A 25,783-nucleotide genomic window follows, 5' to 3' on the forward strand; every position below is an offset into this window, starting at 1 on the left:
AAAAGTTTTTTGAAACAGGAGTATCGATTTTCTCCTCTCTCCTGTACATAAGGAGTGAAAGGAGGGGGAAAAAAATGCCTCAAGCAACGTTAATGAACTCATCGCTTCGCCTCGTGTTTGACAACGGGGTTGACGAAAATGGCAAGCAGGTTTTCAAATCGAAATCGTATTCAAACGTAAAATCGGCCGCAACACCGGATCAATTCAGCACTGCAGCCGCCGCCATCGCCACACTGTCATCTATACCGCTCGCATCAATTGAACGAAACGACACATTAACGATTCATGATTAAGGATCTTCTGCTAAGAACGTGCACGTCCTGTGCACAACGCAGAAGTCAAAACATCCTGTTCAAGCAAGGATCTTCTGCTAAGAACGTGCACGTCCTGTGCACAACGCAGAGGTCAAAACATCCCATTTAAATAAGGAGGAGTTTTGCATGGCCAAAACATTGCAGCTTCAATTCACAACAGCAGGCGGCGGCACGTCAAGCATTACCGTTGATGCGCCCGTCGAACCGGTCAATGCTGCAGCGGTCCAGCAGGCAATGGACGCGATTATCGCATCCAATGTTTTCATCGCTACAACCGGCTCATTTGTTACCGCAAAAGGCGCCAGCCTGATCGACCGTGAAGTAACCGAGATTTTTTAATAATGAAGACCGTCCGATTCGTCGGGCGGTCTTTTTGTTATTGTTCATCGACCGGTTTTTTTCAAATCGACTGAAAAACAGGCTGAAACGACCGAATTATTGAAAATCCGGTCGTTGAGAATCGATAAACCTAAAAACCGATCCGCATAAAAACGGATCGGTTTTTTATCATTCGCGATGAAACAGCCCCATCACTTCCACCGTCTGTGTGATATTCACAAACGCATGCGGGTCGACTTCGTGGATCATCTGTTTGACTTCATTTAACTGGTAGCGGGTAATGACAGTCATGAGCACGGAACGGCTTTCGCCGGAATATGCTCCTTTTGCGTCCATCACCGTAATGCCGCGGTATAAGTTTTTCAGCATTTTTTCGCATAGCTCATCGCCTTTTGACGTAACAATATTTAACGTCAGTTTAATGTGCTTTGTGTGGATTGTATCGACGACTTTGCCGGTCGCGTAAATGGCAATCAGTGTGCTGAGTGCGGCATCCCAGCTGAATAGGAAGCCGGCTGCAATAATAACGACCGCGTTCATCATCGACAGGAGCGTGCCGAGCGGAAAGTCACGCTTGCGGGCGAGCAGCATGGCGATAATGTCAAAGCCGCCGGATGATGCGGAGGCGCGAAACGTCAAGCCAACACCGGCCCCTGTTAACACGCCGCCGAACAAGGAAGACAAAATCGGTTCAGTCGAAAGCTCCATGACAGGAATAATATAAAGAAAAATAGATAAAGAAACGACCGATAAAATGGTGTAAGCAATGAATTTTTTTCCAAGTTTCATAACACCAAGCACGAGAAGAGGAAGGTTCAATAAAAAGTTCAGCACCCCCGTGTTAAGCGGTGACACAATACCGAGCATAATCGCAATGCCGCTTAAGCCGCTGCTCAAAATTTCATGTGGAATTAAAAAGAAGTTGTAAGCGACGGCAACAAGCATCGCGCCCGCTAAGATGAGCAAAATGTGCATAAAATGGCCTCCCCCTTTTTTCTTCATTATAAGAGAACAACTGGCAGTTTCTTAAAAAATAGTGTTTTCAGAAAAGCGGAAAATGCATGTTTTTTTTCTTCTTATTGTATAATGAAAGGAACCAAAGGCGGCTTACTCCGCCCTTATGATTTGCTAGAGGAGTGATCGTGAATGAATGAGCAATCCCCGCTCGTCCGATTTTTAGGCGGACGCACCGCCCTTTTTGTCTTAAGCATTGTACTTTTGATCGGGCTCATTATTATGGTTTTTTCCCGGGTTTCCTTTATTTTTGATCCGATCATTGGATTTATTGGCACCGTCGCACTCCCGGTTATTTTATCCATTGTCGGCTATTATTTATTGAGCCCGCTTGTGAACGTACTGCAGCGCTATAAAGTGAAGCGCGGCTGGGGCATTTTAATCGTGTTTATTGCGCTGTCCGGTATCATTACCATTCTCGTTTCAACCATTTTGCCATTTTTGCGGGATCAGACGGAAGCGCTCATTGCTTCATTCCCGGGTTATGCACGCCAGCTTGGCATGGACATTGACATGTGGGCACGTAATTCACCGTTTGAAACACAATATATGGAAGTCTCAAAAAATATGCAGACCGATGCAGAACAATTTCTCGGTTCCATTACGGAAAACTTTTCCAATGTGGCAGGCCAAACGCTGGACAGTGTGACCGGTCTGATCGCGACGCTCACAAACTTTATCGTCTCCCTTGTCACCGTTCCCTTTATCTTGTTTTATTTATTAAAAGACGGCCACAGATTATACAGCGGCTTTTTGCATGTGCTGCCGCCAAAAGTGCGTGGGCGTACAGGTGCGATGCTTATTGAAATGGATGAGCAGCTTCGTTCCTACATTCAAGGGCAGATGCTGGTTAGTCTGTGCATCGGGATTATGATGTATATCGGGTTTTTAATCATCGGTCTCGACTATGCGCTTCTACTGGCTGCGATTGCCAGCGTGACAAGCGTCGTGCCATATCTTGGTCCCGTGATCGCGATTACACCAGCCATCATTATTGCCATTGTCACATCACCGTTTATGGTACTGAAATTGGCTATTGTCTGGACGGTTGTGCAGCTGCTCGAAGGCAAATTCATTTCCCCGCAAATCATGGGAAAATCGCTGCAAATTCATCCCGTGACGATTATCTTTGTCCTGCTGACCGCCGCTCACTTGTATGGGGTTGTCGGCGTGTTGATCGGCCTGCCGACATACGCACTCATAAAAGTGTTCGTGACGTATATGTTTGGCTTATTTAAAGCACGTTATAACCGCTTTTCCGAAAAAGCAGATGACCAGTACGCGGTCCTTGAAAACGACGACCTTGTTTAATCTATTGTGTGCTGGGTAAACATTTACTACACATATAAAAAGGAGATGTTTTGGAACATGGCACACGACAACAACGGTCTCAGCGATAAACTAAAAGGCGCTGTCAACAAAGCAAAAGGTGAAGTGAAAGATCAGGTGGGCAACGCGACAAACAACGCCAGAATGCAGGCTGACGGTAAAAAAGACAAAGTAAAAGGCGAAGTACAGGAACGAATCGGCGAGTCAAAAGAACGCCATTAATAGAATAAAAGAACGCCCGCACTCGGCTGCGGGTGTTCTTTTGTATGTCGCATTTGTTTCGTGGCCAAACGCAGTATTTCGTGACCAATCTCTTCACACAAAAAAGCAGCTCCCCATTAGGAAGCTGCTTAAAGTTATGCTTTTTTCTTCATCCATTTCGACAACACTTCATACACAATCGGTACGATGACAAGTGTCAGCAAGGTCGAGCTGGTCAATCCGCCAATCACCGTTACGCCGAGTCCTTTTGAAATCAAGCCGCCGCCCTCAAGTCCAAGCGCAAGCGGGAACAGCGCGCCGATTGTGGCGAGCGCCGTCATCAAGATTGGGCGAAGACGTGTTGAGCCCGCTTCAAGCAAGGCGTCACGTGTTGACAGTCCTTCGCGTTCTTTATGAATGACGCGGTCAATTAAGACGATCGCATTTGTCACGACAATCCCGATCAGCATCAACGCGCCGATCATGGACGAAATACTGATTGTTTCACCGGCAATCAAAAGTGCCACAAGCGCGCCGATAATCGTAAACGGCAATGAAAACAAGATGGCAAGTGGCGCAAGGCCGCCGCCAAACGTGACGACGAGCACAAGATACACGATCGCAATCGCCGCAAGCATGGCAAGGCCAAGCTGTTTAAACGATTCGTTAATGTCCTGCGTCACGCCGCCCATTTCCACATCAACGCCTGTTGGCAAATCGAGCTTATCAAGTTCCGTCTGAAGCGAAGCAGATGCGGCGGATACGTCGTCGCCTTCAAGCTCTCCACTCACATCGACAAATACTTTGCCATCGCGGCGGGAAACCGTATCGGATGTTTCGCCTTCTTCCACCGCCATCACGTCGCCAATGGCCACCGATTCTCCTGTCATTGTTTTGACAGAACGACCGGTCACATCTTCAATCGAGTCATACGTCTGTACCGGAACATCTACGTACACATTGACATCTTCTCCGTCTTTTTCAACGGTTGTCAGCACCGGGCGTTCCCGCATCGGGCTTAGCTCCATCGCAATTTGACCGGTCGTGAGTCCAGCTGCGGCAAGTTTTTCCTGATCCGCGACAAGCGTGTATTCTTCATACGAATCGGCAAGAGCTGTTTCAACCTTTTTAAAATCGCCGCTGTCGTTCATGATCGCTTCCACGTCCGCGACCACCGGCTCAATGTCTTCTACCGTTTCCCCATAAATATTAACCGCAACTGCATTGCTTCCGGCACTTGCCGAGAAGTCCTGCGAAGCCCATTCTCCGTTTGAAACAGAGTCTTGCAAATCCGCAATAGCTTCTTCTTTTTTCTTTTCAAAGTCCTCAGTATCCTCATTATACATCACATAGAACATCGCGCTGTTCGTCTGTCCAGGGTTCATCGGATTTTCACTTCCGACAGAATACTGAACCGTCTCTACGTCATCAATGTCCATAAAGTAGCTTTCCGCATCCGTCGCAATGTTTGCGACGTCTTCCTGTGTCTGGCCCGGTTCTGGCGCATACGTCACGATGACCATTTTTTCTTCCTCACCCGGCAGGAAGCTGACGCCAATTTTCGGCACTAAGAAAAAGCTTCCGACTAAGAGCAGTATCGCTGTTACAAAGGTAATGATCTTATGATTAAGCGTCCAGTTCAATACAGAACGGTACCAAGCCGATAGTTTACCCGGCTTTTCTTCGTGCGTTTTTGCTTTAACACCTTTTTTAAACATCGTATGCGCCAGCATTGGCACAATCGTGACCGCAACCAATAATGATGCCAAAAGTGCAAACACCACCGTTAACGCAAATGGCAAGAACAGTTCGCCAACCGGTCCTTCCACCAAACCGAGCGGCAAAAAGACGGCAATTGTGACGATCGTTGACGACATAATCGGCACAAACATTTCTTTCGTCGCTTCCCGAATTAATTCTTTGCCGCGCAGCGTTTCCCCGTCAAGCGAAAGCCGGCGGTAAATGTTTTCCACCACGACGATCGAGTCATCAATAACCCGTCCAATCGCGACAGTCATCGCGCCAAGCGTCATCACATTCAGCGTAATATCCATCTGTTTCAGCAAAATAAGCGCAATTAAAATCGACAGCGGAATCGAAATAACCGAAATAACCGTCGAGCGCACATCGCGTAAAAACAGCATAATGATAATAACCGCAAAAATCGCGCCAAACAACGCTTTGCTCAGCATCGTTTTCACCGATTCTTCAATCGGGCCGCCCTGGTCAAATGTCGACGTAATCGTCAGCCCATCAATATCGCTTTCAAATTCATCCACTTTTTCTTTTACCGCGTTCACGACATCCACTGTATTGGCATCCGCCGATTTGACAATCTGCAGACCGATTGATTCCTGGCCATTCGTCCGTGAAATCGATTCGGCTTTGCCCGTTAACTCAATTTCGGCTAAATCCGACAGCTTTACCGGTCCAATTTGTATATTTTTCAAATCGTCCAATGTTGTGATGTTTCCATCAATCATGACCGATTTTTCCGTATCACCGAATGTAAACAGCCCAAGCGGCGCTGTCACATCAGAGCCCTGAATCATTTGGGTGACCATTTCTTCCGTCAATTTAAGCTGCGCGAGCTTTTCCTGGTCAAACACAACCGTTGCTTCTTCCACCTGCTGGCCGGAAATTTGCACCGATGCAACGCCTTCTACCCCTTCAATTTCCGGTAAAATCTCATCTTCCACAAGCGTCGTCAGTTCCGCAAGTGTCAAATTTTCATCTGACAGACTGAGCGCCATGACTGGAAATGCGTTAATGCTCAGACGGGATACGTCCGGCTCCTGCACGTTTTCAGGAAATTCAACGTCTGCTAATGCTTCCGCCGCTTCCTGTTCCGCTTCTTCCATGTCAGTCGAGAATGTATACTCCACCTGCACAGACGACGCGTTTTGATAAGAAGTCGAGCTGACCACTTTTACACCATTTAAATTTTGAAGCTGCTTTTCGATTGGCTCCGTTACGTTGTCCGCTACTTCTTCTGGCGTTGCGCCCGGATATACCGTCATGACGGTTACAATCGGTGGCGTAATATTTGGAATCGTCTCAAGCTTCATCGAAAGCCCAGAATAGAGGCCCGCTGTCGTAATGATGATCGTCATCAGCCAGACAGCAAACTTATTTTTCAAGACGAAATTAATTAACCCGTTCATTCATAGTCCCCTTTTTGACCAACTGGTCATTTTTAACTTAAATATATATGACTAGCTGGTCAGCCGTCAATCAATTTAATGTTTCAAAATCGTGACCAGTGGGTCATAATAGAAAGAAGAGGTGACAGACTATGAACGAAAAAGCAAAAATGATTATTAAAACATCCATGAAATTGTTTGCCCAAAAAGGCTTCACTGCTACATCCATACAAGAAATCGCTACGGCATGCGGCATCTCGAAAGGCGCTTTTTATTTACATTTCAAATCAAAAGAAGCGCTGCTGCTAGCTATTTTGCATTATTACTTTGACCTGCTTTTTGAAAAATTAAATACGATCGAGATAGAATCGCTTCCGCCACGCGAAAAGTTCGTCAAACAAATCGAATGCCAAGTACGCGAGATTCATAAGCATAAAGAGTTTCTCATTATGCAGGCGCGTGAAAATGCTATCCCATTTAATGATGAAATTGAAGCATTTATTTTCAAAATGCGTACGGAAACGCATCGGTTTTACCATAACCGCTTGTTCGCCATTTACGGCGAGCGGATCAAGCCGTACTTTTGGGATATGGCAATTTCGCTCCAAGGCATTGAACACTCGTTTTTGCACATGTCCATGATGGATAAAGTAGAAATCGACTACCGCCAGTTTGCCGAATTTATGCTCGACTGCGCCGATGACATGGAGGCCGGATTCCAGAGACGCGCCAAACAGCCGATCATCGATCCTGTCGCCATGAACGGACTGTTTAAAGAAAAACTAAACGAAGACATGATCACTTTATGGCTGACCGATTTGAAAGCAGGCAGCTGGACAGAGGATGTTCACGTGTCGCTCGACGTCATTGAGCAGGAAATCACCAGCGGTACACCGCGTGCCGCTGTCCTGCGCGGTATGCTCCGCAATCTTGCCGAAGAACCCGGACTTCATGAGTTTATGCACGTTTTAAAAGACTATTACAAGCTCAGTTGATCCATCGCTTCGTTGCCATTTCCATGAACAACGTTTACATTTCGTAGCGAATCCAGCCACCAATCAATAAAAAAGCCGCTCTGCGTGATGAGAGCGGCTCTTCCTTATTACGACTGCGGGCGGAATCCTTCTTCTGTTAAATAACGTTCCGCTTCTTTAAACGACTCAAAGCTTTCTTCCAAATTCATACCGATGTACACGTTCCAAAGCTCGTCTTCATTCGCGAGCACAAGCGTCTGCCCTTCACGGTTGCGCCACTCGGTTTCCTTCACAAGCTCTTCCTGCTCAATCACTTCATCTTCAGGCTTATCCGATAAAAACCGAATCGAATCAGCGATCACAGCACGCAAGTCCGTTTCCGAAAAATCCCGGATGTTCACAAGTCCTTTTGAATCCACCGTGTAGCCCGGCAAATCCCCAACGAACACGAATCCATTTCCATTCGGATGCAAGTGGTACACGACAACCGTTTTTTCATATAAGCTTTCCTCAAAATGATAGTTCACGCGCTTCATTGATACCTCTTTCGCAGTTAGCTGCGGGAATGTATCAATAATCGCTTTTTTTTCTTCAAATGTAAGCATGTTACGCCTCTTTTCTTTTTTTCATGACCGTAGTATATCATTTGGCTCCCTACTTTTAAAATTAAACAAAAAATTAATAATTTTAAACTAACCAATATTTCATAATAAACAAAAAGATATCGGAATCGCTATAAAGATGGAACAAGCTGCTGCCAGCATGGACCAAGTCAACTCGCTTTCTGAAAACGCTGCGCCTAACACCGAAAGTACAGCAGCCGCATCCGAAGAACAAATGGAAGCGATGGGAGAGATGGCTGCATTTGCCCGTTCCTCATCTGGTATGGCGACACAGCTTCAAGAGATGACCCATCAATTTAAAGCATCATTCGTTTAAACACATGATCCTTTTTGATCACGTTTTTTTATTTAACAAGAAAATTTTCAATGCAAACGATTTTCCACTATTATTTTCCCATGACTTATGAAATAATAGGAATGTCAAATATTGAAAGGGGTTACATTGTATGCTGCGTCATTTGTCTATTCGTAAAAAAATGCTCGTCCTTATTCTTTCTTCTATCCTTTTTCTTTCATTAATGGGCGTCAATACGTACGTAAACATGAAGGATTTATCAGACAACTCAACTGAATTGTATGATACAAAATTGCAGCCAATTCAATACTTAGGCCAGATCCGGACGAATAACCGCGCGATTGATTCGTATTTGCTGGAAATGGTTTTTGCTGAAGAAGAGGAACTGAAAGCGGAACTGGAAGATTCATTGCTAGATACGGCTGAGGAAAGCACCACACTGCTCAAAAAATATACAGAGCTTGCCGACAATCCGGAAGAGAAAAAAATGTTAAACGAATTGATGGCCTTATATAAAGATTATTTGACAAACGTTTTCACAGCACAAAGCCTTTCCGAAACCGCACGTGATCAAGAAACATACGAGTTTTATATAAATGATGTAAAGAAAGCACGTCAGGCAATGACTGAAAAAGCATCAGCACTTACGGAATTCAATAATACGACGGCACAGGAACTGCGTAATGCAAGCGAAAAACAAGCAGTCCAGGCAAGCAGGCTGTCGACTATTTTAGCCGTTGTATCCATTTTAATTTTCATTTTTTTAAGCGTACTTCTGACACGTATGATTACAAAACCGCTTAAAGAAATGCAGTCACTTATGTCGCAAGCGGAAAAAGGCGATTTAACTGTATCGGGCCGTTACAAATCACGTGACGAACTTGGCCAGCTGACCACTTCTTTCAACAAAATGACAGACGGCCTTCGCACCGTTATCCGGCAAGTAAGCGAAACTGCTGAACAAGTCGCAGCTTCCTCAGAAGAATTAAATGCAAACGCGGAAGAAACGAGCAAAGCAACGGAATTGATCGCCAGTACAATGGAAGGAATGGCAACCGGGTCGGACCAGCAGCTACAGCAGGTGTCCCGCACATCAGAGACGGTCTATGAGCTGTCCAGTGGCGTGCAGCAAATTGCGCAGAGCGCCCAGCAAGTAGCCGAAACCGCAGCGGATGCCAGCGAAAAAGCCACTGTCGGAAACAAATCCATCCATGAAGCGGTTTCACAAATGCAGTCTATTAACAAAACCGTCAGTGGATTGTCTACTGTCATTCAAGGGCTCGGCTATCGAAGCGATGAGATCGGCCAAATCATTGACTCGATCACATCGATTGCCGCACAGACAAATTTACTTGCACTCAATGCAGCCATTGAAGCGGCTCGTGCCGGTGAACACGGACGTGGTTTCGCGGTCGTTGCTGACGAAGTCCGCAAGCTCGCTGAAGAATCCGCTCGTTCTGCGAATCAAATTGGTGATTTAATCGCAGCGATTCAAACCGAAACAAACAGCGTGGTTCAGTCGATGGAAACGGCCACAACAGAAGTATCACAAGGAATTGACGTCGTGAATGCAGCGGGCGGCACATTCGCCCAAATCAATCAGTCGATCAACGACGTGACCACCCAAATTCAAGAAGTGTCCGCTGCTGTCCAGAAAATGGCCAACGGTACCAACCAAATTGTGCAAAACATGTCCGTCATCAACGACATCTCAGAAACCGCTGCAGCCGGCACCCAAAACGTGTCCGCCGCTTCCGAAGAACAAATGGCATCGATGGAGGAAATTTCTTCATCCGCTGAATCCTTGTCCCAAATGGCGACCGAGCTTCAGCGGCTGACACAGCAGTTTAAAGCATAAAAAACCATCGCCAGTGTCACTGCTGGCGACGATTTTTTAATATGTTTCAATTGAAAAGAACGGATAAAACCGCAGCTGTACTTCACCGATAACGCTGTCTTCATGAATCAGCCCAAACGAGCGGCTGTCTTTACTCACGAGCCGGTTGTCTCCCAACACAAATAAATAACCGTCCGGCACTGCATCATAGCCTGTATTTTCTGCGAGCGTAAAATCGCCCATCAGCTTTTCACCCGGCAATAACGATGCCCGATTTCCATTCAAATAAGGCTCCTCTGACTTTTCTCCATTCACGTACAGGACGTCGTTTTTTACTTCAATCGAATCACCCGGCACCCCGATCACCCGTTTAATATACTTCTCATCGGTATCCGGCGCATCAAACACAATTTGGTCAAACCGCTCAATCTCTGTTGTTTTGGTCATAATGACCTTATCTGCATCTGCAAACGTCGGTGCCATCGATTCCCCGTGTACGACCACACCCGTAAAGAAAAAGTACCGGGCCCCTGCCGAGATGATAATAGCCAAGGCAATCGATTTAATCCATGATATTATTTCACTTCGATCCACTTTTCTTCATCCTTCCCTGCCCTGCAGGCATTCGTTAAAATTCTGGGCTTATTGTACCAAATTATGTAATGGAACGCTAGAATCGTACCATTTCCTCCCTAACTTACTTAAGAAAGAGAGAATCAAAATAAAACGTTTAGTTCTCCTGCACACAGGTTAAGTTATTAATATGAAAATAATAGGAGGAGGAAACAGAATTGAATATTTATGACCGCCAAAAAGATGGACAGCCTGCCCAATCACAGCCCACACAGCCCGGAATTGAATCAAAAATGGATCCCCGTCCGGTTCAGCCGACTGATTATATTGGAAGCGGAAAGCTAAAAAACCGGGCCGCTCTTATTACAGGCGGCGATTCTGGTATCGGGCGCGCGGTGGCCATCGCGTATGCGAAAGAAGGCGCAAATGTTGCTGTCAATTACTTGGAAGAGCACAGCGATGCCGAAGAAACGAAACAGCTGATCGAAGCGGAAGGTGTCCGCTGCCTCCTGCTCCCGGGAGATGTTTCAGAGGAAGCCACATGCAAAGAGCTTGTTGAAAAAACCGTGGGTGAATTCGGCAAACTGGATATTCTCGTCAACAACGCGGCGATTCAATTCCCGACCGAAAATATTGAAGACATTACTGCGGAACAGTGGGACAAAACATTCCGCACCAACATGTACTCTGTTTTTTATATGAGCAAGCATGCGGTCCCTCACTTAAAACAGGGCAGCGCGATTATTAGTACAACATCCATTAACCCATACATCGGCAACCCAACGCTGATGGATTACACGGCGACAAAAGGCGCCATCGTCGGCTTCACGCGCAGCCTGGCCCAAAATCTAGCAAAAAAAGGAATCCGCGTCAATATGGTAGCCCCGGGACCTATTTGGACGCCGCTGATTCCAGCTACATTTGAAGGCGAAAAAGTAGCAAAATTTGGCACAAACACACCACTCGGCCGTCCCGGACAGCCGGCAGATCATGCAGGCGCGTACGTGCTGCTTGCTTCAGATGAAGGAGCCTACATTACCGGGCAATGTATCCACATTAACGGCGGCATGGCGATGTCCTCTTAATCGCATCCGGCAGAAAAGCTTTCGCTTTTCTGCCATTTTAATTTTTAAAAAAAGGAAAATGTCTCTTGTTTATTATAATGTAAAAACATTGATATTCTTTATTTACCGACAAAAAGACTTGCCCGATGAAGCCCAGTCTTTAAGAATTATATTTTGAGCGGGAGCATTGCATGCTATATTTCAACAAGTGATTGGACAGCGGTTTTTCCCCGAAGACCTTCCAATCAACTCAGTACTTCCCCACGCATTTCCGGCTGGGCAAGCGCTAATTCAATGCTTTCGCAAGAGAACCGCGTGTCCGAGGCCAAGCGGTTCTTTTTGACGAATGTAATGGATAGAGGCTAAATTTGAAATAACGTGCAATTCCAATAAAACGTCACTTTCCCCTCATTCACGATTTACAATAATCAGAAAACTGAGTAAACTACCGTAAACGGAGGTTTTTTCCAATGGATAAAGAGATTTTGCGGTCATTAAGAGACATGGAACAAGAAAATGACGTGAAGGTGCTTTATGCCTGTGAATCAGGCAGCCGCGCATGGGGATTTTCGTCCAAAGACAGTGATTACGACGTCCGCTTTTTCTACGTGCACCGGCCGGATGTTTATTTAAGCATTGACCCTGTTGGCGTAGGCAAAAAACGCGATGTGATTGAGCGGCCGATTCACGACCTGCTTGATGTGAGCGGCTGGGATTTGACGAAAGCGCTGAAGCTGTTTCGCAAATCGAATCCGCCTCTTTTAGAATGGCTTTATTCGGATATTATCTATGAGGAAACGTATGGGGCGGCCGAACAAATGAGAGAGCTGAGCCGAAATATCTTTTCTCCATCTTCATGCATTCATCATTACACTAATATGGCCGCGAACAATTATCGTGCCATTGACGGCAAAAACGAGGTCAAACTTAAAACGTATTTTAACGCCCTGCGTCCGGTACTGGCCGCGAAATGGATTGCACAGCGGCAGGAAATTCCGCCGCTTTCTTTTCATGCGCTGCTGACCCAAGTGGTGCAGGACCACGACTTATTTGATGCCATTCAACGGCTTTTGGAACAAAAAATAGCGGGAGATGAAGGAAACAAAGGCCTCAACATCCCGGTCATTGATCACTTTCTCGAAACAGAACTAAAGCAGCTTCGCCTGTACGCCGATAAGCTTCACTATCATCATATAGACGATCCGACTGAGCAGCTAAACCAATTATTCCGCCGCACATTACAGGAGGTATGGAGCTATTGAAAAAAATTCAATTAAAACCACATAGCCTCACCTACGCTGACCGTATTTTCGCCTTAACCTCTGCCCCTGAAGTAAAGAATGCGCTCGGCCTGTATGTAGATACGGTGGACAACACGATTGATTTTTTGCAGGCAGTGATGCAGGAAGAAATGGAAGGCAAAACGGTGTCACGGGCGATTTTCAATGAATTCGATGACTTGATTGGCATTACCACGCTCATGTTTATTGATAAGGAGAAAAAGTCATGCAGCCTCGGAACATGGATCGGGCACAGCTATTGGGGACAGGGCTACAATATCGCCTCAAAATACGCGATTTTACAGATTGCTTTTGAAGAACTGCATCTCGAGCGGGTTTTCATCGGAGCGCGCCTCGTCAACAAACGGTCGCAGCACGCACAAAAAAAGCTGCCCTTCGTAACGTGGCATGTCGAAGCGGACTATCCGGATGTTCATGCAGCGCTTGAAGAAAAAGAAAAACAAGCGTGTCTGCTTAATGTTGTGCATCGGGCTGACTTTCCACTGAACCGTTCGGCGCACACAGATGACATTTCTGACAGTCAGACTGTTGTACGGGACGCCTCAATAAAACGTAATGAATCTTAGCAGTCTCATACGTCTATTCAGCCGATTCGCTTCAAAAAAGCAGAAAAGGGTTGTCCCGTTTTGAGATACCCTTTTTTTAGCTTACTTTTTTTTCCTCTATGGTCAAATTCCTCCGCTCCAGCTCTTCTTTAAGCAAGAGAAGAAAATCAGATTCCAGGTTGAGTTCAATTGCTTTTTTGTACGCCTCTAAAATGAATTGATCGGTTTGTTCTCTCATCGTTGGTGTCTTCCTCCTGTTCTAAAAGGAAGTATACCTTTTTATGCGTTTTTTCAAACTTCCTGTCATAAAAAAACCGCCCATTAGCTGGACGGCTCGCTGTTCATATACTGCACCCAATCCGATTCTTCAATTTGGTCGGATACATCGATAATTTTATCCATCACACGCTCTTTTTCTGATCCAGTAAGCCGTGTCGGCTGATAATCGTTCCGGTCCGTCCGCGACGAGATGGAAAACGGCACGACGTTAAGGTCTTTTTTATCCGTCAATTTTCCTTCCTCTAAATGAAACGTCTGCTGGAATACGTATGTGTCTTTATCTGCCGGATTCCTGTTGCCGCCAAACATAAAGTTTCCGAGACTGTAGACGATAAACTTGCCGTTGTATTCTTCAATGCCCTGCACGACATGCGGATGATGTCCGACAACAAGGTCCGCGCCCGCATCGACCGTAAACTGGGCGAGGGTGCGCTGTGATTCTTCGGGCACATAGCTGCGTTCAACTCCCCAGTGGAAATGAACAACAATGATCGACATACCCTCTTCACGCAGTCTATCAATATCTGTTTCTACCTGAGCACGGATTTCCGCTGTGTCTTCCCAGCCTTCGTAGCCGAGCGCCCCGACTTTAACACCTTTCACCTCGGTTACATATTGATCATCATAGCCGAAATACCCGATGTTTGCCGATTTCAAATTTGCTTTTGTATCCTCATACCCTTGCTCCAAATAATCAAAAATATGATTATTCGCTAAATTCACGGATTCAATGCCGGCATCATTCAAAATTTGTGTGTACGCGGGATCGCCTTTAAAGCGGAACTTTTTCACGGCTTTTTCCGTGGCTTCGGTCAGCGTTGTCTCCAGGTTCACGGTCGACACATCATCGTTTTCAAAAATGCCATCCAGCCCTTTCGTAAAATGCGCCAAGCCGCTTCGCTCCCCTTCATCCGGGAACGATCCTGCGTATGTAAATGTCTCATCGGTTCCGAGTGTAAAGTCACCCGCAGCACTTATCGTAATGGATGTACGAACTGGCTCTTTTTCAGGCTCTATTATTTGTTTCATTACGTCTTCCGGCGCCTCTTCTGTCACAACTAAATTCGCCGCAAATGCTGCAGCAGCTGCTAAAAACAAGCCGAAAAGCGTCAGCCGTACCCAGCGCTTCAGGTGGCGCTGCTTTCTTCTTCCCGTCCTTTTTTGTTCTGTCATAATATAAACTGCTCCCCCTGCCCTATTTATGCCATTATACTACATTCCCGGCACAAATAGGGCATGAATGGTGGGGGTTTACGCCTGCTGCCGGCTCTTCCGGTGAAGCGTTAACTTGTTTGCCTAGCACTACTTTTTTCATTGGCATAATATGCTGTGTGTCGGTTTTGATATTCGCTTTCATATTGCATCGCCTATGATAACTTGATTTTTTCTTCCATCGCCATTTCAGCAAGCTTGTTTCAAATTCAAGGCAAAAAGCAGCCTTCTTCTAAAGAAAGCTGCCAGATTAAATGTGTCTACTCGCCATTCGTTATGTCCATTCCTTTAGTTCACATTCGAATATCGCCAAAACCGGTTGGCTGTTTGGGGTGCAAGACGCTCCAAGCCCCGAGTTTTGGAACGATGCAGCGGCTTCCATTCTCCGTTCCCGTGCTTTAAATAAATTTCATGATGCGGCGCTTCATCATGCTCACCGCTAATATCAATGAATCCGTTCGGATAAAAGGCTGCGTACACTTCGTATACAATATCCGGTGACGGCATAAGTGGATTTCCGACAGAATGATAGAGCAAAAACGATACTTTTTCTTCATCTGTCTGAACACTTTTTACGACAATACCTTCATCAGATGCTGCTTCCCGCTTAACAAGTTCTTTATCGCGCGTGTAACCTTCTGACGCACCAACATCACGGGTCAATACGACTTCACGGCTGTTCACTTTTATTTCCGCACGTGTCCGGTACCGGTCCGCTTCCGCATCAAATGAACGTCCATCGCCAGTAAAATAGCGCATTTTCGATAATACATTCGGGTTCTCCGCCCATTCATCTTCCAAAAACGTTGTGTAGCGCAGAACGTATTCCAACGGGCGTGACGATACACCATCATTCAGATGATCGGCCGGCCGGCCGATGTCTTTATCAATCAGAAATGTTTCAACCAGCATGTCATCTTCATCTTTTTTGACCTTAAGAAAATCAATTACTTTGGCCAGCGGAGACGATTTTTCCGTTCCCTCTTCACTTCCCAGCTCCAGTGGACGGATGCCTTTTATTTGATACATGTATGACTCGTTTGTGTCCACACTTTTGTCTTGAAAACCCGGTTCTGTTACCGTGCCAGCATAATCACCGTTTCGATAAATTTCATACTCTTTCACCCCACGGATCGGCTCCCAGGCCATCGCGACTTTTCCTGATGCAATGACTGTCGTGATGATCAGCTCTTGAAGCGGGATATCTTCATTTTTTTCTTCGCGCTCCACCGCTGTTGGGGTTTGTATTTTTAGCGTTTGATCGCCCTTGACGACATAAGAATACATCGTGCCAGGCTCAAGACCTGTATCCGTAAACGAATCATCACTGCCACTGTATACTTCTTGGCCATCTTTTAAAATACGTACCGGTCCCGCGCCCGCCCAGCTGAACGAAATTCGGTCCGGCGTCTGGCTGACTGATGTCACATTCATGATTCCGCCACCTTTCTTCCACTTATCTACCCGAATTGCACACGTTCAAAAACAAGATAAAAAAGAAGCCGATATCATCAGCTTCTTTTTCGTCCAACTTTCACAAGCGCTGCGATAAGAATAATGAGTGGGACCCCCAGCAACAGACCAAGTCCCATTGTGTAAAACCCTTCAACAATCATCGCCGTTCATCCAATTTCCGTTCAATTCGCTCTAACTGCTTCGTCCGCTTCCGCCACGATCGGACGCCATAGAAAATTAATACAGCCGGAACAATTAAAAAAAGCAGCATCACCAGTTGAAAGAAAATGTCACCGGCATTGATGTCACTCATAAGAAAACCTCCACTTTTTTCTTTATTGTACAAGTTTTTTCCATAATTAAAAAGCCCCGGTGTATCCAGGACTTTTTTGTTTATCATTCAATTTATTAATGAAACAGCATTTTGTCAACGCCAAGGTCTTCAAGCAGTGTTTCCGCATCTTCAATGAGGCTTTCCGCTTCTGTTTTTGTTTCGTCATCCAATCCTTGCAGTATATCGCCGCCACGGCCCGGTCCGCCTTTGCCGCCGCGTTCATTGATCTCAATGCCGAGCGCTGTTAACTGCTCTTCCGCTTCATCATGTGTAACCGTGCCAGCTTCCACTTTTGCGAGAATGGCATCCGCTTTTGCCTGTGTGGCTTCATCCAAGTCCGCATTTTCTACATCCTGCGCCAAATGATCGCCGCCTTTGCCTGCACCGCGTTCCGGCATCGTCACACCAAGCGCTTCAAGCTGCGTCTTCGCTTCTTCTTCGGTAATTTCACGGCTTCTTTTTGTTTCATAATCGCTTCCGCTTTTGCTTTTGTTTCGTCATCTAAATTCGCAAACATATCGCCACGCTCCTGGAGATCGACGCCAATGCCTTCAAGCTTTGTCCGTAAGTTATCCATAATTGTTCCCACTTTTGCTTTTGTCTCGCTGTCAAGCGCCGGCAGGCTGGCTGCACCAAGTACGCCTAGTGAAGAGCTCCAGTCATCACAAAATTAAATACTGTTTTTTTCATTTATTTTCCTTCTCAATAGTTGTGGGCATTTTCCTGCCCTGTTTGTACTGTAACCGGCTTTGGTGAAAAACCGGTTACAGTTATTCACTTTGCGTAGATAATGTCATCGAAACGTTTTGCTGCTGGCCATCACGGTAAATAGTCGTCGTTACCTTATCGCCAATTTCCGCTTCATTGTACAAATATTTGCGGAAATCCGCTGTGCTTGTGACTTCAGTATCATCGACTTTCACAATGACATCCCCTGTTTCAAAACCAGCTTTGGCTGCAGCAGAGCCCGTTTCTACTTGCGAAATAACGGTTCCTTCTGTCACATCCTCCGGCAAGTTTAACTGATTCTGTACGACTTGGCTCGATAATGCGCTGATATCTTCAAGCCCGATACCGAGATACGGACGCTTCACTTCTCCGCTTGCCATCAATTCCTCAATAACCGGAATTGCATCTTCTGCCGGAATGGCAAACCCGAGTCCTTCTACTCCGTCTTCGGCAATTTTCAAGCTGTTTATGCCAATGACCTGCCCGGCGCTATTCATAAGCGCGCCGCCGCTGTTACCCGGGTTGATTGCAGCATCTGTTTGTATGACGTTTAGTTCCCATTCACCGGCGGATGTTGTCACCGGCACACTCCGGTCAATCCCGCTGACAATGCCTTCTGTGACTGAGCTTGATAAATCAAGCCCGAGCGGATTGCCGATCGCCGCCACTTGTTCGCCGAGTTTTAACGCGCTTGAATCGCCAAAATCGGCCACTTCTGTTACATGATCACTGGAAATTTTCAGCACGGCTAAATCCGTCAGTGCATCGGTCCCGACGACATCCGCATCAACACGTTCGCCACTTGCAAGCGCTACTTCGACTGTATCCGCTCCTTCTACAACGTGGTTGTTTGTAACAATGTAGCTGACATCCTCGCCTTTTTTGAAAATAACACCCGATCCTGTTCCGGCTTCCGTTTCTTCCCCCGCTTCATCGGCTGTTTCCATTGGCTGCCCGCCAAAAGGATTGAATTGTTCCTGCGCCTGCAAGTTCACAACACCGACGACCGCTTCGTCAATCGAATCAATCGCGGATACAAGATCTGTTTGGGACGATGCTGTTGTCGACGTTGGCTGCACGGTTATTTCACTTGATGAATCCGATGCTGTTGTCTCCACTGTCGTCGCATTCGTTTCAAGCAATGACGGCGCCATGTAAAACATCATCGTCCCGCCGGCAAGCACACCTGTGAATGACGCGGCTGCTACTTTCATGAGACCGCCTTTTCCTTTTTTCTCAGGCTGTGGTGATGGTGTGTACCGTTCTTCTGTTTCCATATATAATCGCTCCTTTTGAGTAATGGTTTACTTGATTAACCTTATTGTAAAAAAGAAAAGTGAAAAGACGGTGAAAAGAAGTGGAAAGCATGTTTTTTTGCTAAACGACGGATATTTTGATATTAATTGGTCACGCAAAATGAAGATTTACCGTGTTTATCTACATAAAAAAAGCCGCCTCCACGTTAGGTGGAAACGACCTGTTCATTTGGAATCTGCACAATGAATGTACTGCCTTTACCGAGCTCGCTTTCGACCGTAATGGTGCCGCCATGAATGCCGGCGATCCATTTGGCGATCGACAGCCCGAGACCATGCCCGCCAACGGTGCGGGTGCGGGATTTGTCGGATCGGAAAAACCGGTCAAAAATACGGGACTGATCAGCAGGATCAATGCCAATGCCTTCATCCGACACGCTCACCGTCCAGTGACGATCACTTTTGGACAGCCGCATCTCTACACGCCCGCCGTCTGGTGAATATTTCACTGCATTGTCCAATAAAATATACATGAGCTGCTTTAAGCGCGCTCGATCTCCGGTCACAAGCAGGTCCTCTGTGGCGTCCAAATAAAGTGAAACGCCATTTGATTCCGCATGCGGCGTCAGCGATTCGATTACATTCGCAGCTTCAGCCCGGACATCTATGTTCTCAAGCGTCCGCTCCACACTGCCGGAATCCGCACGGGCCAGCACCAGTAGGTCACTGACAAGTCCGGTCATTCTTTTAACTTCTGACTTCATGTTTCGCAGCAATTTTTGCGCAAATGGGTCTTCCTCGACGCCATCTGTCATTTCCATCGCATCGATCGATGACAGCATCACACTGAGCGGTGTCCGCAGTTCATGCGACGCGTCGCCGACAAATTCTTTTTGCCGGTGAAACGCGGTTGAAATCGGCCCCATCGCTTTTTTCGACATCATATAACTCATGAAAATCGCTACACCCGCAAACAAAACCGTCAAGCTGACAAGAACGATGAGCAGCCACTGGAATAACTGATAAGCAAATGATATATCTTTGCCAATGTAAATCATGCCGACAAATTGATTGTTGTAGAAAACCGGGTTGCCGTCAATCATGAGCCGGACGGTATCTGATTTTGGCGCCTCGTCAATTTCCCGCCCGCCAATCCGCCGCTCGTCAAACGTCACTTTAAATGTTTCTTCGCGAATCTGGTTTCGTTCCGGCATCCAGCCTGACACAAGATCAAACAGTTCCTCACGCATGTGCGGCATCGTTTCGCTGCCCATCACAAAGTTCCCGTTCGCATCCGTCACGTAATAAAAAAACTGATCCACCCCCGCCAGTACAAGCTCCTGGCTGTCGAGCCCCTGCAATTCGTTCCGGGCGCTTTCCGCTAAATAATCACTGATAATCCGCGTTTCCTGCCGGGTTAAATGTTCAAGCTCCCTATGCTGATCGCGCAAAATCACTACATATAACAACGTATACACGACCACAATAAACAAGACGAGAAACAGCATAAGCAGGCTGCTGTACTGCATCGTCAACCGCCGCTGCGTTTTTTGAAACAGGTCACTGCCGCCTTTTTTAAACCATTTAGTCTTCAACTTTATACCCGACTCCCCGCACGCTTTGCACGATATCCTGGCGGCCGAACACATCGAGCTTTTTGCGCAGCAGCTTCACTGTCGCATCAATTGTTTTCGCGGTCACGTCGGCGTCATACCCCCAAATCCGGTCCAGCATTACATCCCGCGTCAGCACCTGTCCTTTATTTTGGACAAGCAAGTCAAGCAGTTGAAACTCACGCGGGCTTAATTGAATCGATTTGCCGTCCTTTTGAATCGTCTGGCCGTTCCGGTTTAATTCAACGCCTTGAATCGCGATCGTTTCTTCGACAATCGGCGCGTAATTGCGGCGGGTAAGCGCCCGCAGCCGCGCAAGGAGCTCATCAATTTCAAACGGTTTGACTAAATAGTCATCCGCGCCGGCATCAAGTCCGACAACCCGGTCTTCTACCGCGTCTTTTGCTGTCAGCATTAAAATCGCCCCGCCGTAGCCTTCTTTCCGAAGATCGCGGCACACATCAACACCGTTCCCGTTCGGCATCATCCAATCTAAGATCAGCACGTCGTAATGAGCAGAAGATGAATAATCGTATGCATCTTCTCCCGTTTTCACCCATTCTACCTGATAGCCGCCTTTTTTCTTCAGCATAAAGCTGACCAATTCCCCCAGCTGCAAATCGTCTTCCGCAAGCAGTATATTCATCCGGTCCCCACCCTTTCACTTCTTCTGTTATATCATGTTTTAATGAAAAAAGAGTGAAAGAAAGCGCAAGGCGCCCGTCTTTCGGCGACAAGCATAAGACGAGCACTGGCCGAGGCGCTTTTTGCCTCCAGAAGGGCTTGGCTGGATAAATGGAACAAAAGCTAAGAACACGGCATCGTGCCGCAACGCTTTTGTGACCTACATCATGTAGGCCCAAGAGCGCAGCATCCTGCTGCCACGCCTTCGTGACTCACATCCTGTGAGCCTTCGAGCCGATGGCGCCTGGAGCTGGAAATGTCCAAAGTCTATACTTTCCTACCGAAAAAAAAGACGCCTGTAAAAGACGCCTTTAACTAGACTCGGCCGGCAGCTGAATTGTAAATACCGTGCCTTCATCCACTATTGACTCAATACGAATCGTTCCCCCGTATTGCTCGACAATATTAAAACAAACCATCAAGCCGAGACCGGTTCCATCTTCTTTTGTTGAATAAAAGGGTTCGCCAAGCTTCTGCAGGATATGTTCCGGCATCCCTTTTCCTTCATCCTCTATTATCACCTGAACCGTTTCACCGTCAGGTCGGACAGACGCGCGGATGATCCCGCCATCTTCCATCGCTTCCGTTGCATTTTTAATGATATTAATAAACACCTGCTTAACCTGACCGGCATTGCATCGGATAAAGCAGCCGGGCTCTGCACTATGAAACTGAATATCAATTTTTCGCATAACCGCCTGCGACTGCAGCAATATACAGACATCACGCAGCATTTTTCCCACGTCACATACATCAACTTCAACTGACATCGGCTTGCCGAGAACGAGCAATTCACTCGCAATGGTTTCAATCCGGTCAATTTCTTCTTCGATAATCGTATAATACGCGTCTTGCATAACGTCTTCTCGTGCGAGCTTGATGAAGCCCTTGATCGACGTAAGCGGATTGCGTACTTCATGAGCAATAGAAGCGGCAAGCTGCCCGGCTAAACTCAGTTTTTCAGTCTTAATGGTCAGCTGCTGATGCGCTTTTCGCTCTTGAATACTCCGAATAATTAAAATCGCCGTAGAGTCTTTTTCTATATCGAGCGAAAAAGGAAAAACGCCTATCTCAACATCCAAAATATCTCCTTCATACGTCTTCATTTTCATTTCCACCAGTGAAAGTTTTTCTTTTAGTTGAAGCTTTTTAACACGCTGTCGTATGACGTCATGGTATTCTTCGCAAAAAATTGTCCAGGCTGATACATTGGATAGGTCACCTGTTTCGCATTTCAGCATTTTCGCAGCTGCGTGATTTCCATAAACGATTTGATAATCGGACACAAAAAAAACAGCATCAGGCATTTCATTGATTAAATGTTTATAGTGACGCACTTTTTCTTGCAGACGGTCTTCTATGAACAATGAGGGTGTTTTCAATTCGCTTTTATAATACATCGAAGCAGCTAACTCGTCATCAGTCATAACATGCGAATGGCCTTTCATTAACCCCATTGATAAACTTGCCGAAATTTCATCGGCATTATACGAACAAACAGTGAACGCATTAAGCGGCTTCAAGATCGCATCGGCTTTTTGTTCGTAGAGTTTCAGTTCTTTCTCGCAGCAGGCATCCTTATGCCAAAACACATGGCTCCATACCCGAGTGGGAAGACCTTTTTCCACATAATGTTGAATTGAGTTCTTCAGCGTTTTTAAAACAGTTTCCATATCGAAGGATTGATGAGCTCCATAAAATAAACGGTGATCCACAAACACAATTGATTCTATCTGTTCCTGACCAAATCCTCTTATAAAAAGGCGTTTTCTCATTTCAGCAAGCATATCTGACGATTCCAATAAAATGACCTGATGCTGAAGCTTCAAACCTGCCGTGACAAAAGAAAGAATATTATCCCAGTACTTGTCCCAATTTGAATACAAATATAAAATGTGTGTTCCACTTATTAATTCCGTATTTTTCGTTAGTGCAACTTTTGGATGCATAATGTCATTGGTTAATTCCACAAGGGATCCCTCATTTTGAATATTCATTTTTTAATTTTATTGTATCATGTACATTTTCTTCCGTATATATAAGCCTTTATGCCTAAAACCTATACACACTCAAGCTTTTCAATTAAAATAATGACAGAAAAGGATGTGATCGATTGAAAGCTTCCAAGTTCCGGATGATGTACCGGATTATTCTTATTATGTTTGCACTCGTCTACGGCGTCGCAGCTTATCCGGATGGGTGGAGCCGGTTTGCGCTGCTTATTGCGGTCATTGCAATCTTTATGACTATTGAAGATGTGTTAATGAAAAAAGCGGGCAAGACACAGCGTATCATCTTTGTCATTTTATTCGCGCTTACGTTTTTTATGACATTTTATTTTGTTTTTTTAGCATAAAAAAACCGCCTGGTGAAGGCGGTTTTTGTTTTATCTTTCGTTCTCGTTTAAATAGTGGTTCAGCTGCTTAAACAGCAAATGAAGCCCGCCGCTGGCGATCGCAATGGCAACAACAAATGTTACGAACATGAAAAGAAAAAAGTCCATTTTTCGCATATGCCCCTCTCACGTAATCTTATGAGACTAGTATAGCGCCGGGCGGTTACACTCATATGACAATGGGATTAAGTTACATTACGATTTGATTAAAGGGTGAAATATAGCGCTGTGCCAATTACTGAAAAAAAGATAGCCAGGACGACAATACCCATGATAATAAATTTGTTCATGGCCGCTTTGGCCGGCTGGTGATAAATACAGCCGCGACAATCAAAAGCGCCGCAAGTCCAATATATGAAAACATGAAAAAGCCTTCTTTCATTTTTTTCTCCATTTTACGCGGTTTGCGCCATTTTTTCTACAAGAAAAAAGCTGCCTTTCTTTTATAAAGGCAGCACAGATTGTAGACAAATAAAACCTTTTGTCAGCACATCTGTTTTTTCTTATGTACCATTGTTCTTTGGTTAGGGTGGTTTATGGCTTTCTGATTGGAGCCGAAATGCGGCAGGCTCGCGGCTTCGCGTTCCGCGGGCAGGCGCTGAGCTCGTTTCCGTCGCTGCGCGCCTCCACCGATCTCACCTGGCCTGCTAATCCCGCAGGAGTCTTCGCCGCAAGCCCGCCGCCGCTGTTTCTATAAGAGCAGTGCATGAAAGAGCCGGTTCATGCGAACATGCTCCGCTGGCGGCAGTGCCGAAGCGGGACCGTTACGATGCCCAATCATTTTTCACGAATAAACACCAGCCAAAAAACGGGGTGAAGCAAAAAGGACGCAGACTCCTGCGGGAACAGCAGGGAACGTGAGACCCCGCAGGAGCTGGAGCGACGAGGAGGCTCACGCACTGCCCGCGGAAAGCGAAGTCCTTTTTGCTTCACCTATCGGCCCTTTCAAAAAAAGACTGACGACTTTGTCGACAGCCTGAGCTGCCTTTCTTTTGTAAAGGCAGCAACTTCTCTTCTACTCAAGTTCTATTTGCTTCGTTTCACGGCCAAGCAATGCCAGAACAACAACACCGATCACAATGCTTACACAGAATAGGCTGAAAATAAAGCCGATCGACTGGCCGGACGCAATAAGCGAGCCGACGAGCAGCGGTCCTAAAACCCCGCCAATCCGCCCGACGGATGCCGCCATACCAGCCCCCGTTCCGCGAATGACCGCCGGATATTGCTCAGGTGTGTAGGCGTATAGCGCGCCCCACGCCCCAAGATTGAAGAATGATAGAAACATACCCGACCCGATCAACATTGCCGTTGATTCCGCATTTCCGAAAACAAGGGCGGATGCCGCGGTTCCAAGTAAATACGTCACGAGCACAAATTTCCGTCCGGCTCGTTCAATAAGCCACGCCGCCGTAAAATACCCTGGCAGCTGGGCAAGTGTCATAATGAGCACGTATTCAAAGCTTTGAATGAGGTTGAACCCTTTCATTACCATCACACTCGGAAGCCAAAGAAACATGCCGTAATACGAAAACACGACCGTGAACCAGACCGTCCAAAGCACAAGGGTCGAACGCGCGTATTTTTTTGACCAAACGTCACGAATGTTTTGTCCAATCGTGCGCTTGGACGCTTTTTTCGGTGAAAACGCCGGCGAATCCGGCAGCTTCAGCCGCAAATACAGCGCATAAAATGCCGGCAATGCGCCGATAATGACCGCCATTTGCCAGCCGTACGATGGAATGACAAAATACGAGATAACAGCGGCGAGCAGCCAGCCGAACGCCCAAAAGCTTTCAAGCAGTACAACAACCCGGCCACGGTCCTTTGCCGGCACACTTTCCGACACAAGTGTTGAGGCAACCGGCAATTCGCCGCCCAGTCCCATTCCAACGAAAAAACGTAAAATTAAAAAAGCAGTAAGTGTCGTCGTAAAGGCGGACAAGCCGCTGGCCAGTGAAAAAAGAAGCAGCGTGATAATGAAAATATTTTTTCGGCCGATCCGGTCCGCGTAAATGCCAAAAACAAGCGCTCCGACCGCCATGCCGATTGAATTGACACTGCCAATCCAGCCCATCTGCTCCGGTGTTAACTCCCATTCCGCTTTCAGCGCCGCGATAATAAACGACAGCATCCCGACGTCCATCGCGTCAAACATCCAGCCGAGGCCCGCGACACCGAGCAGCTTTTTCTGCGAAAGTGTTTTTTCTGACATTGATTTAATCTCCTGTCTTTACAGATGTTATTACTCCATCACTATAGATAATCTTTGTC

Annotated in this window: 28 protein-coding genes and 1 pseudogene; 12 read left to right on the forward strand and 17 right to left on the reverse strand. The window is 46.4% G+C overall.

Going from position 1 to position 25,783, the window contains the following annotated elements:
* Positions 1-74: 74 nt before the first annotated feature.
* Both NLX67_RS01035 and NLX67_RS01040 read left to right on the forward strand, forming a co-directional pair.
* Complete coding sequence (locus tag NLX67_RS01035; protein WP_254310029.1) at positions 75-293, forward strand: DUF1659 domain-containing protein; 219 nt, start codon at positions 75-77, stop codon at positions 291-293.
* Positions 294-440: 147 nt separating this feature from the next.
* Positions 441-653 carry a DUF2922 domain-containing protein gene (locus NLX67_RS01040; RefSeq protein ID WP_046178336.1) on the forward strand — a complete coding sequence of 71 codons (213 nt, stop codon included), beginning with the start codon at positions 441-443 and terminating at the stop codon, positions 651-653.
* A 168-nt stretch (positions 654-821) separates the two neighbouring features.
* Here the strand turns inward: NLX67_RS01040 and NLX67_RS01045 are convergent, their stop codons facing one another.
* A complete protein-coding gene (locus tag NLX67_RS01045; protein WP_254310030.1) occupies positions 822-1,628 on the reverse strand; it encodes a YitT family protein in 807 nt (268 codons plus the stop codon).
* 171 nt (positions 1,629-1,799) lie between these two features.
* Here NLX67_RS01045 and NLX67_RS01050 point away from each other — a divergent pair, with 171 nt between their 5' ends.
* Both NLX67_RS01050 and NLX67_RS01055 read left to right on the forward strand, forming a co-directional pair.
* The gene (locus NLX67_RS01050; RefSeq protein WP_046178334.1) at positions 1,800-2,978 is read left to right on the forward strand and encodes an AI-2E family transporter; all 1,179 of its coding nucleotides are present in this window, start codon (positions 1,800-1,802) and stop codon (positions 2,976-2,978) included.
* A 57-nt stretch (positions 2,979-3,035) separates the two neighbouring features.
* The gene (locus NLX67_RS01055; protein WP_046178333.1) at positions 3,036-3,218 is read left to right on the forward strand and encodes a CsbD family protein; all 183 of its coding nucleotides are present in this window, start codon (positions 3,036-3,038) and stop codon (positions 3,216-3,218) included.
* A gap of 134 nt (positions 3,219-3,352) precedes the next feature.
* Here the strand turns inward: NLX67_RS01055 and NLX67_RS01060 are convergent, their stop codons facing one another.
* Positions 3,353-6,361: an efflux RND transporter permease subunit gene (locus NLX67_RS01060; RefSeq protein WP_254310031.1), complete on the reverse strand. Its 3,009-nt coding sequence runs from the start codon at positions 6,359-6,361 to the stop codon at positions 3,353-3,355.
* Positions 6,362-6,492: 131 nt separating this feature from the next.
* Here NLX67_RS01060 and NLX67_RS01065 point away from each other — a divergent pair, with 131 nt between their 5' ends.
* Positions 6,493-7,335 carry a TetR/AcrR family transcriptional regulator gene (locus tag NLX67_RS01065; protein WP_254310032.1) on the forward strand — a complete coding sequence of 281 codons (843 nt, stop codon included), beginning with the start codon at positions 6,493-6,495 and terminating at the stop codon, positions 7,333-7,335.
* A gap of 107 nt (positions 7,336-7,442) precedes the next feature.
* Here the strand turns inward: NLX67_RS01065 and NLX67_RS01070 are convergent, their stop codons facing one another.
* Complete coding sequence (locus tag NLX67_RS01070) at positions 7,443-7,919, reverse strand: hypothetical protein (protein WP_254310033.1); 477 nt, start codon at positions 7,917-7,919, stop codon at positions 7,443-7,445.
* Positions 7,920-8,055: 136 nt separating this feature from the next.
* On the opposite strand from NLX67_RS01070, the gene NLX67_RS01075 reads away from it, so the two are divergent.
* Positions 8,056-8,253 (forward strand): hypothetical protein, encoded by a 198-nt coding sequence (locus NLX67_RS01075; RefSeq protein WP_254310034.1) that lies wholly within the window; start codon positions 8,056-8,058, stop codon positions 8,251-8,253.
* A gap of 130 nt (positions 8,254-8,383) precedes the next feature.
* Positions 8,384-10,090 carry a methyl-accepting chemotaxis protein gene (locus NLX67_RS01080; protein WP_254310035.1) on the forward strand — a complete coding sequence of 569 codons (1,707 nt, stop codon included), beginning with the start codon at positions 8,384-8,386 and terminating at the stop codon, positions 10,088-10,090.
* Between the two features lie 36 nt (positions 10,091-10,126).
* On the opposite strand, the gene lepB is transcribed toward NLX67_RS01080, so the two are convergent.
* A complete protein-coding gene (gene lepB, locus NLX67_RS01085) occupies positions 10,127-10,663 on the reverse strand; it encodes a signal peptidase I (RefSeq protein ID WP_254310036.1) in 537 nt (178 codons plus the stop codon).
* Between the two features lie 197 nt (positions 10,664-10,860).
* Here lepB and NLX67_RS01090 point away from each other — a divergent pair, with 197 nt between their 5' ends.
* A complete protein-coding gene (locus NLX67_RS01090) occupies positions 10,861-11,727 on the forward strand; it encodes an SDR family oxidoreductase (RefSeq protein ID WP_254310037.1) in 867 nt (288 codons plus the stop codon).
* Between the two features lie 273 nt (positions 11,728-12,000).
* Here the strand turns inward: NLX67_RS01090 and NLX67_RS01095 are convergent.
* Positions 12,001-12,081, reverse strand: a pseudogene (locus tag NLX67_RS01095) (hypothetical protein); the annotation flags it as partial.
* Between the two features lie 95 nt (positions 12,082-12,176).
* Between NLX67_RS01095 and NLX67_RS01100 the strand changes: the two are divergent.
* Positions 12,177-12,968, forward strand: a complete 792-nt coding sequence (locus tag NLX67_RS01100; RefSeq protein WP_254310038.1) for a nucleotidyltransferase domain-containing protein — start codon at positions 12,177-12,179, stop codon at positions 12,966-12,968.
* Positions 12,965-13,573 carry a GNAT family N-acetyltransferase gene (locus tag NLX67_RS01105; RefSeq protein ID WP_254310039.1) on the forward strand — a complete coding sequence of 203 codons (609 nt, stop codon included), beginning with the start codon at positions 12,965-12,967 and terminating at the stop codon, positions 13,571-13,573. The genes NLX67_RS01100 and NLX67_RS01105 overlap by 4 nt, the downstream gene beginning before the upstream one ends.
* Before the next feature lie 76 nt (positions 13,574-13,649).
* On the opposite strand, the gene sda is transcribed toward NLX67_RS01105, so the two are convergent.
* From sda to NLX67_RS01160, 11 genes are all read right to left on the reverse strand, one after another.
* The gene (sda, locus tag NLX67_RS01110; protein WP_082091421.1) at positions 13,650-13,790 is read right to left on the reverse strand and encodes a sporulation histidine kinase inhibitor Sda; all 141 of its coding nucleotides are present in this window, start codon (positions 13,788-13,790) and stop codon (positions 13,650-13,652) included.
* 83 nt (positions 13,791-13,873) lie between these two features.
* Positions 13,874-15,004 carry a CapA family protein gene (locus NLX67_RS01115; RefSeq protein ID WP_254310040.1) on the reverse strand — a complete coding sequence of 377 codons (1,131 nt, stop codon included), beginning with the start codon at positions 15,002-15,004 and terminating at the stop codon, positions 13,874-13,876.
* 34 nt (positions 15,005-15,038) lie between these two features.
* Positions 15,039-15,188, reverse strand: a complete 150-nt coding sequence (locus NLX67_RS01120; RefSeq protein ID WP_254310041.1) for a hypothetical protein — start codon at positions 15,186-15,188, stop codon at positions 15,039-15,041.
* A gap of 143 nt (positions 15,189-15,331) precedes the next feature.
* Entirely contained in the window at positions 15,332-16,477 is a 1,146-nt protein-coding gene (locus NLX67_RS01125; RefSeq protein WP_254310042.1) for a DUF3238 domain-containing protein, read from the reverse strand.
* A gap of 178 nt (positions 16,478-16,655) precedes the next feature.
* The gene (locus tag NLX67_RS01130) at positions 16,656-16,811 is read right to left on the reverse strand and encodes a hypothetical protein (RefSeq protein ID WP_254310043.1); all 156 of its coding nucleotides are present in this window, start codon (positions 16,809-16,811) and stop codon (positions 16,656-16,658) included.
* A gap of 95 nt (positions 16,812-16,906) precedes the next feature.
* Positions 16,907-17,236, reverse strand: coding sequence for a hypothetical protein (locus tag NLX67_RS01135; protein WP_254310044.1), 330 nt, complete (start codon positions 17,234-17,236; stop codon positions 16,907-16,909).
* Positions 17,233-17,409 carry a hypothetical protein gene (locus NLX67_RS01140; RefSeq protein ID WP_254310045.1) on the reverse strand — a complete coding sequence of 59 codons (177 nt, stop codon included), beginning with the start codon at positions 17,407-17,409 and terminating at the stop codon, positions 17,233-17,235. Before NLX67_RS01140 ends, NLX67_RS01135 begins: the two co-directional genes overlap by 4 nt.
* Before the next feature lie 193 nt (positions 17,410-17,602).
* The gene (locus NLX67_RS01145) at positions 17,603-18,838 is read right to left on the reverse strand and encodes a S1C family serine protease (RefSeq protein ID WP_254310046.1); all 1,236 of its coding nucleotides are present in this window, start codon (positions 18,836-18,838) and stop codon (positions 17,603-17,605) included.
* Between the two features lie 185 nt (positions 18,839-19,023).
* Complete coding sequence (locus NLX67_RS01150; protein ID WP_254310047.1) at positions 19,024-20,412, reverse strand: sensor histidine kinase; 1,389 nt, start codon at positions 20,410-20,412, stop codon at positions 19,024-19,026.
* The gene (locus NLX67_RS01155) at positions 20,402-21,076 is read right to left on the reverse strand and encodes a response regulator transcription factor (RefSeq protein WP_046178323.1); all 675 of its coding nucleotides are present in this window, start codon (positions 21,074-21,076) and stop codon (positions 20,402-20,404) included. The genes NLX67_RS01150 and NLX67_RS01155 overlap by 11 nt, the downstream gene beginning before the upstream one ends.
* A 349-nt stretch (positions 21,077-21,425) precedes the next feature.
* On the reverse strand, positions 21,426-23,084 hold the full coding sequence (locus NLX67_RS01160; RefSeq protein WP_254310048.1) for an ATP-binding protein: 1,659 nt from the start codon (positions 23,082-23,084) through the stop codon (positions 21,426-21,428).
* A gap of 143 nt (positions 23,085-23,227) precedes the next feature.
* On the opposite strand from NLX67_RS01160, the gene NLX67_RS01165 reads away from it, so the two are divergent.
* Positions 23,228-23,470, forward strand: a complete 243-nt coding sequence (locus NLX67_RS01165; RefSeq protein ID WP_254310049.1) for a hypothetical protein — start codon at positions 23,228-23,230, stop codon at positions 23,468-23,470.
* A gap of 741 nt (positions 23,471-24,211) precedes the next feature.
* The gene (locus NLX67_RS01170) at positions 24,212-24,370 is read left to right on the forward strand and encodes a hypothetical protein (protein ID WP_254310050.1); all 159 of its coding nucleotides are present in this window, start codon (positions 24,212-24,214) and stop codon (positions 24,368-24,370) included.
* A gap of 154 nt (positions 24,371-24,524) precedes the next feature.
* Here NLX67_RS01170 and NLX67_RS01175 read toward each other — a convergent pair whose 3' ends face one another.
* The gene (locus NLX67_RS01175) at positions 24,525-25,724 is read right to left on the reverse strand and encodes an MFS transporter (protein WP_254310051.1); all 1,200 of its coding nucleotides are present in this window, start codon (positions 25,722-25,724) and stop codon (positions 24,525-24,527) included.
* Between the last annotated feature and the right edge of the window lie 59 nt (positions 25,725-25,783).

The organism is Domibacillus sp. A3M-37 (genome assembly GCF_024213455.1).
Taxonomy (GTDB): Bacteria; Bacillota; Bacilli; order Bacillales; family Domibacillaceae; genus Domibacillus; species Domibacillus tundrae.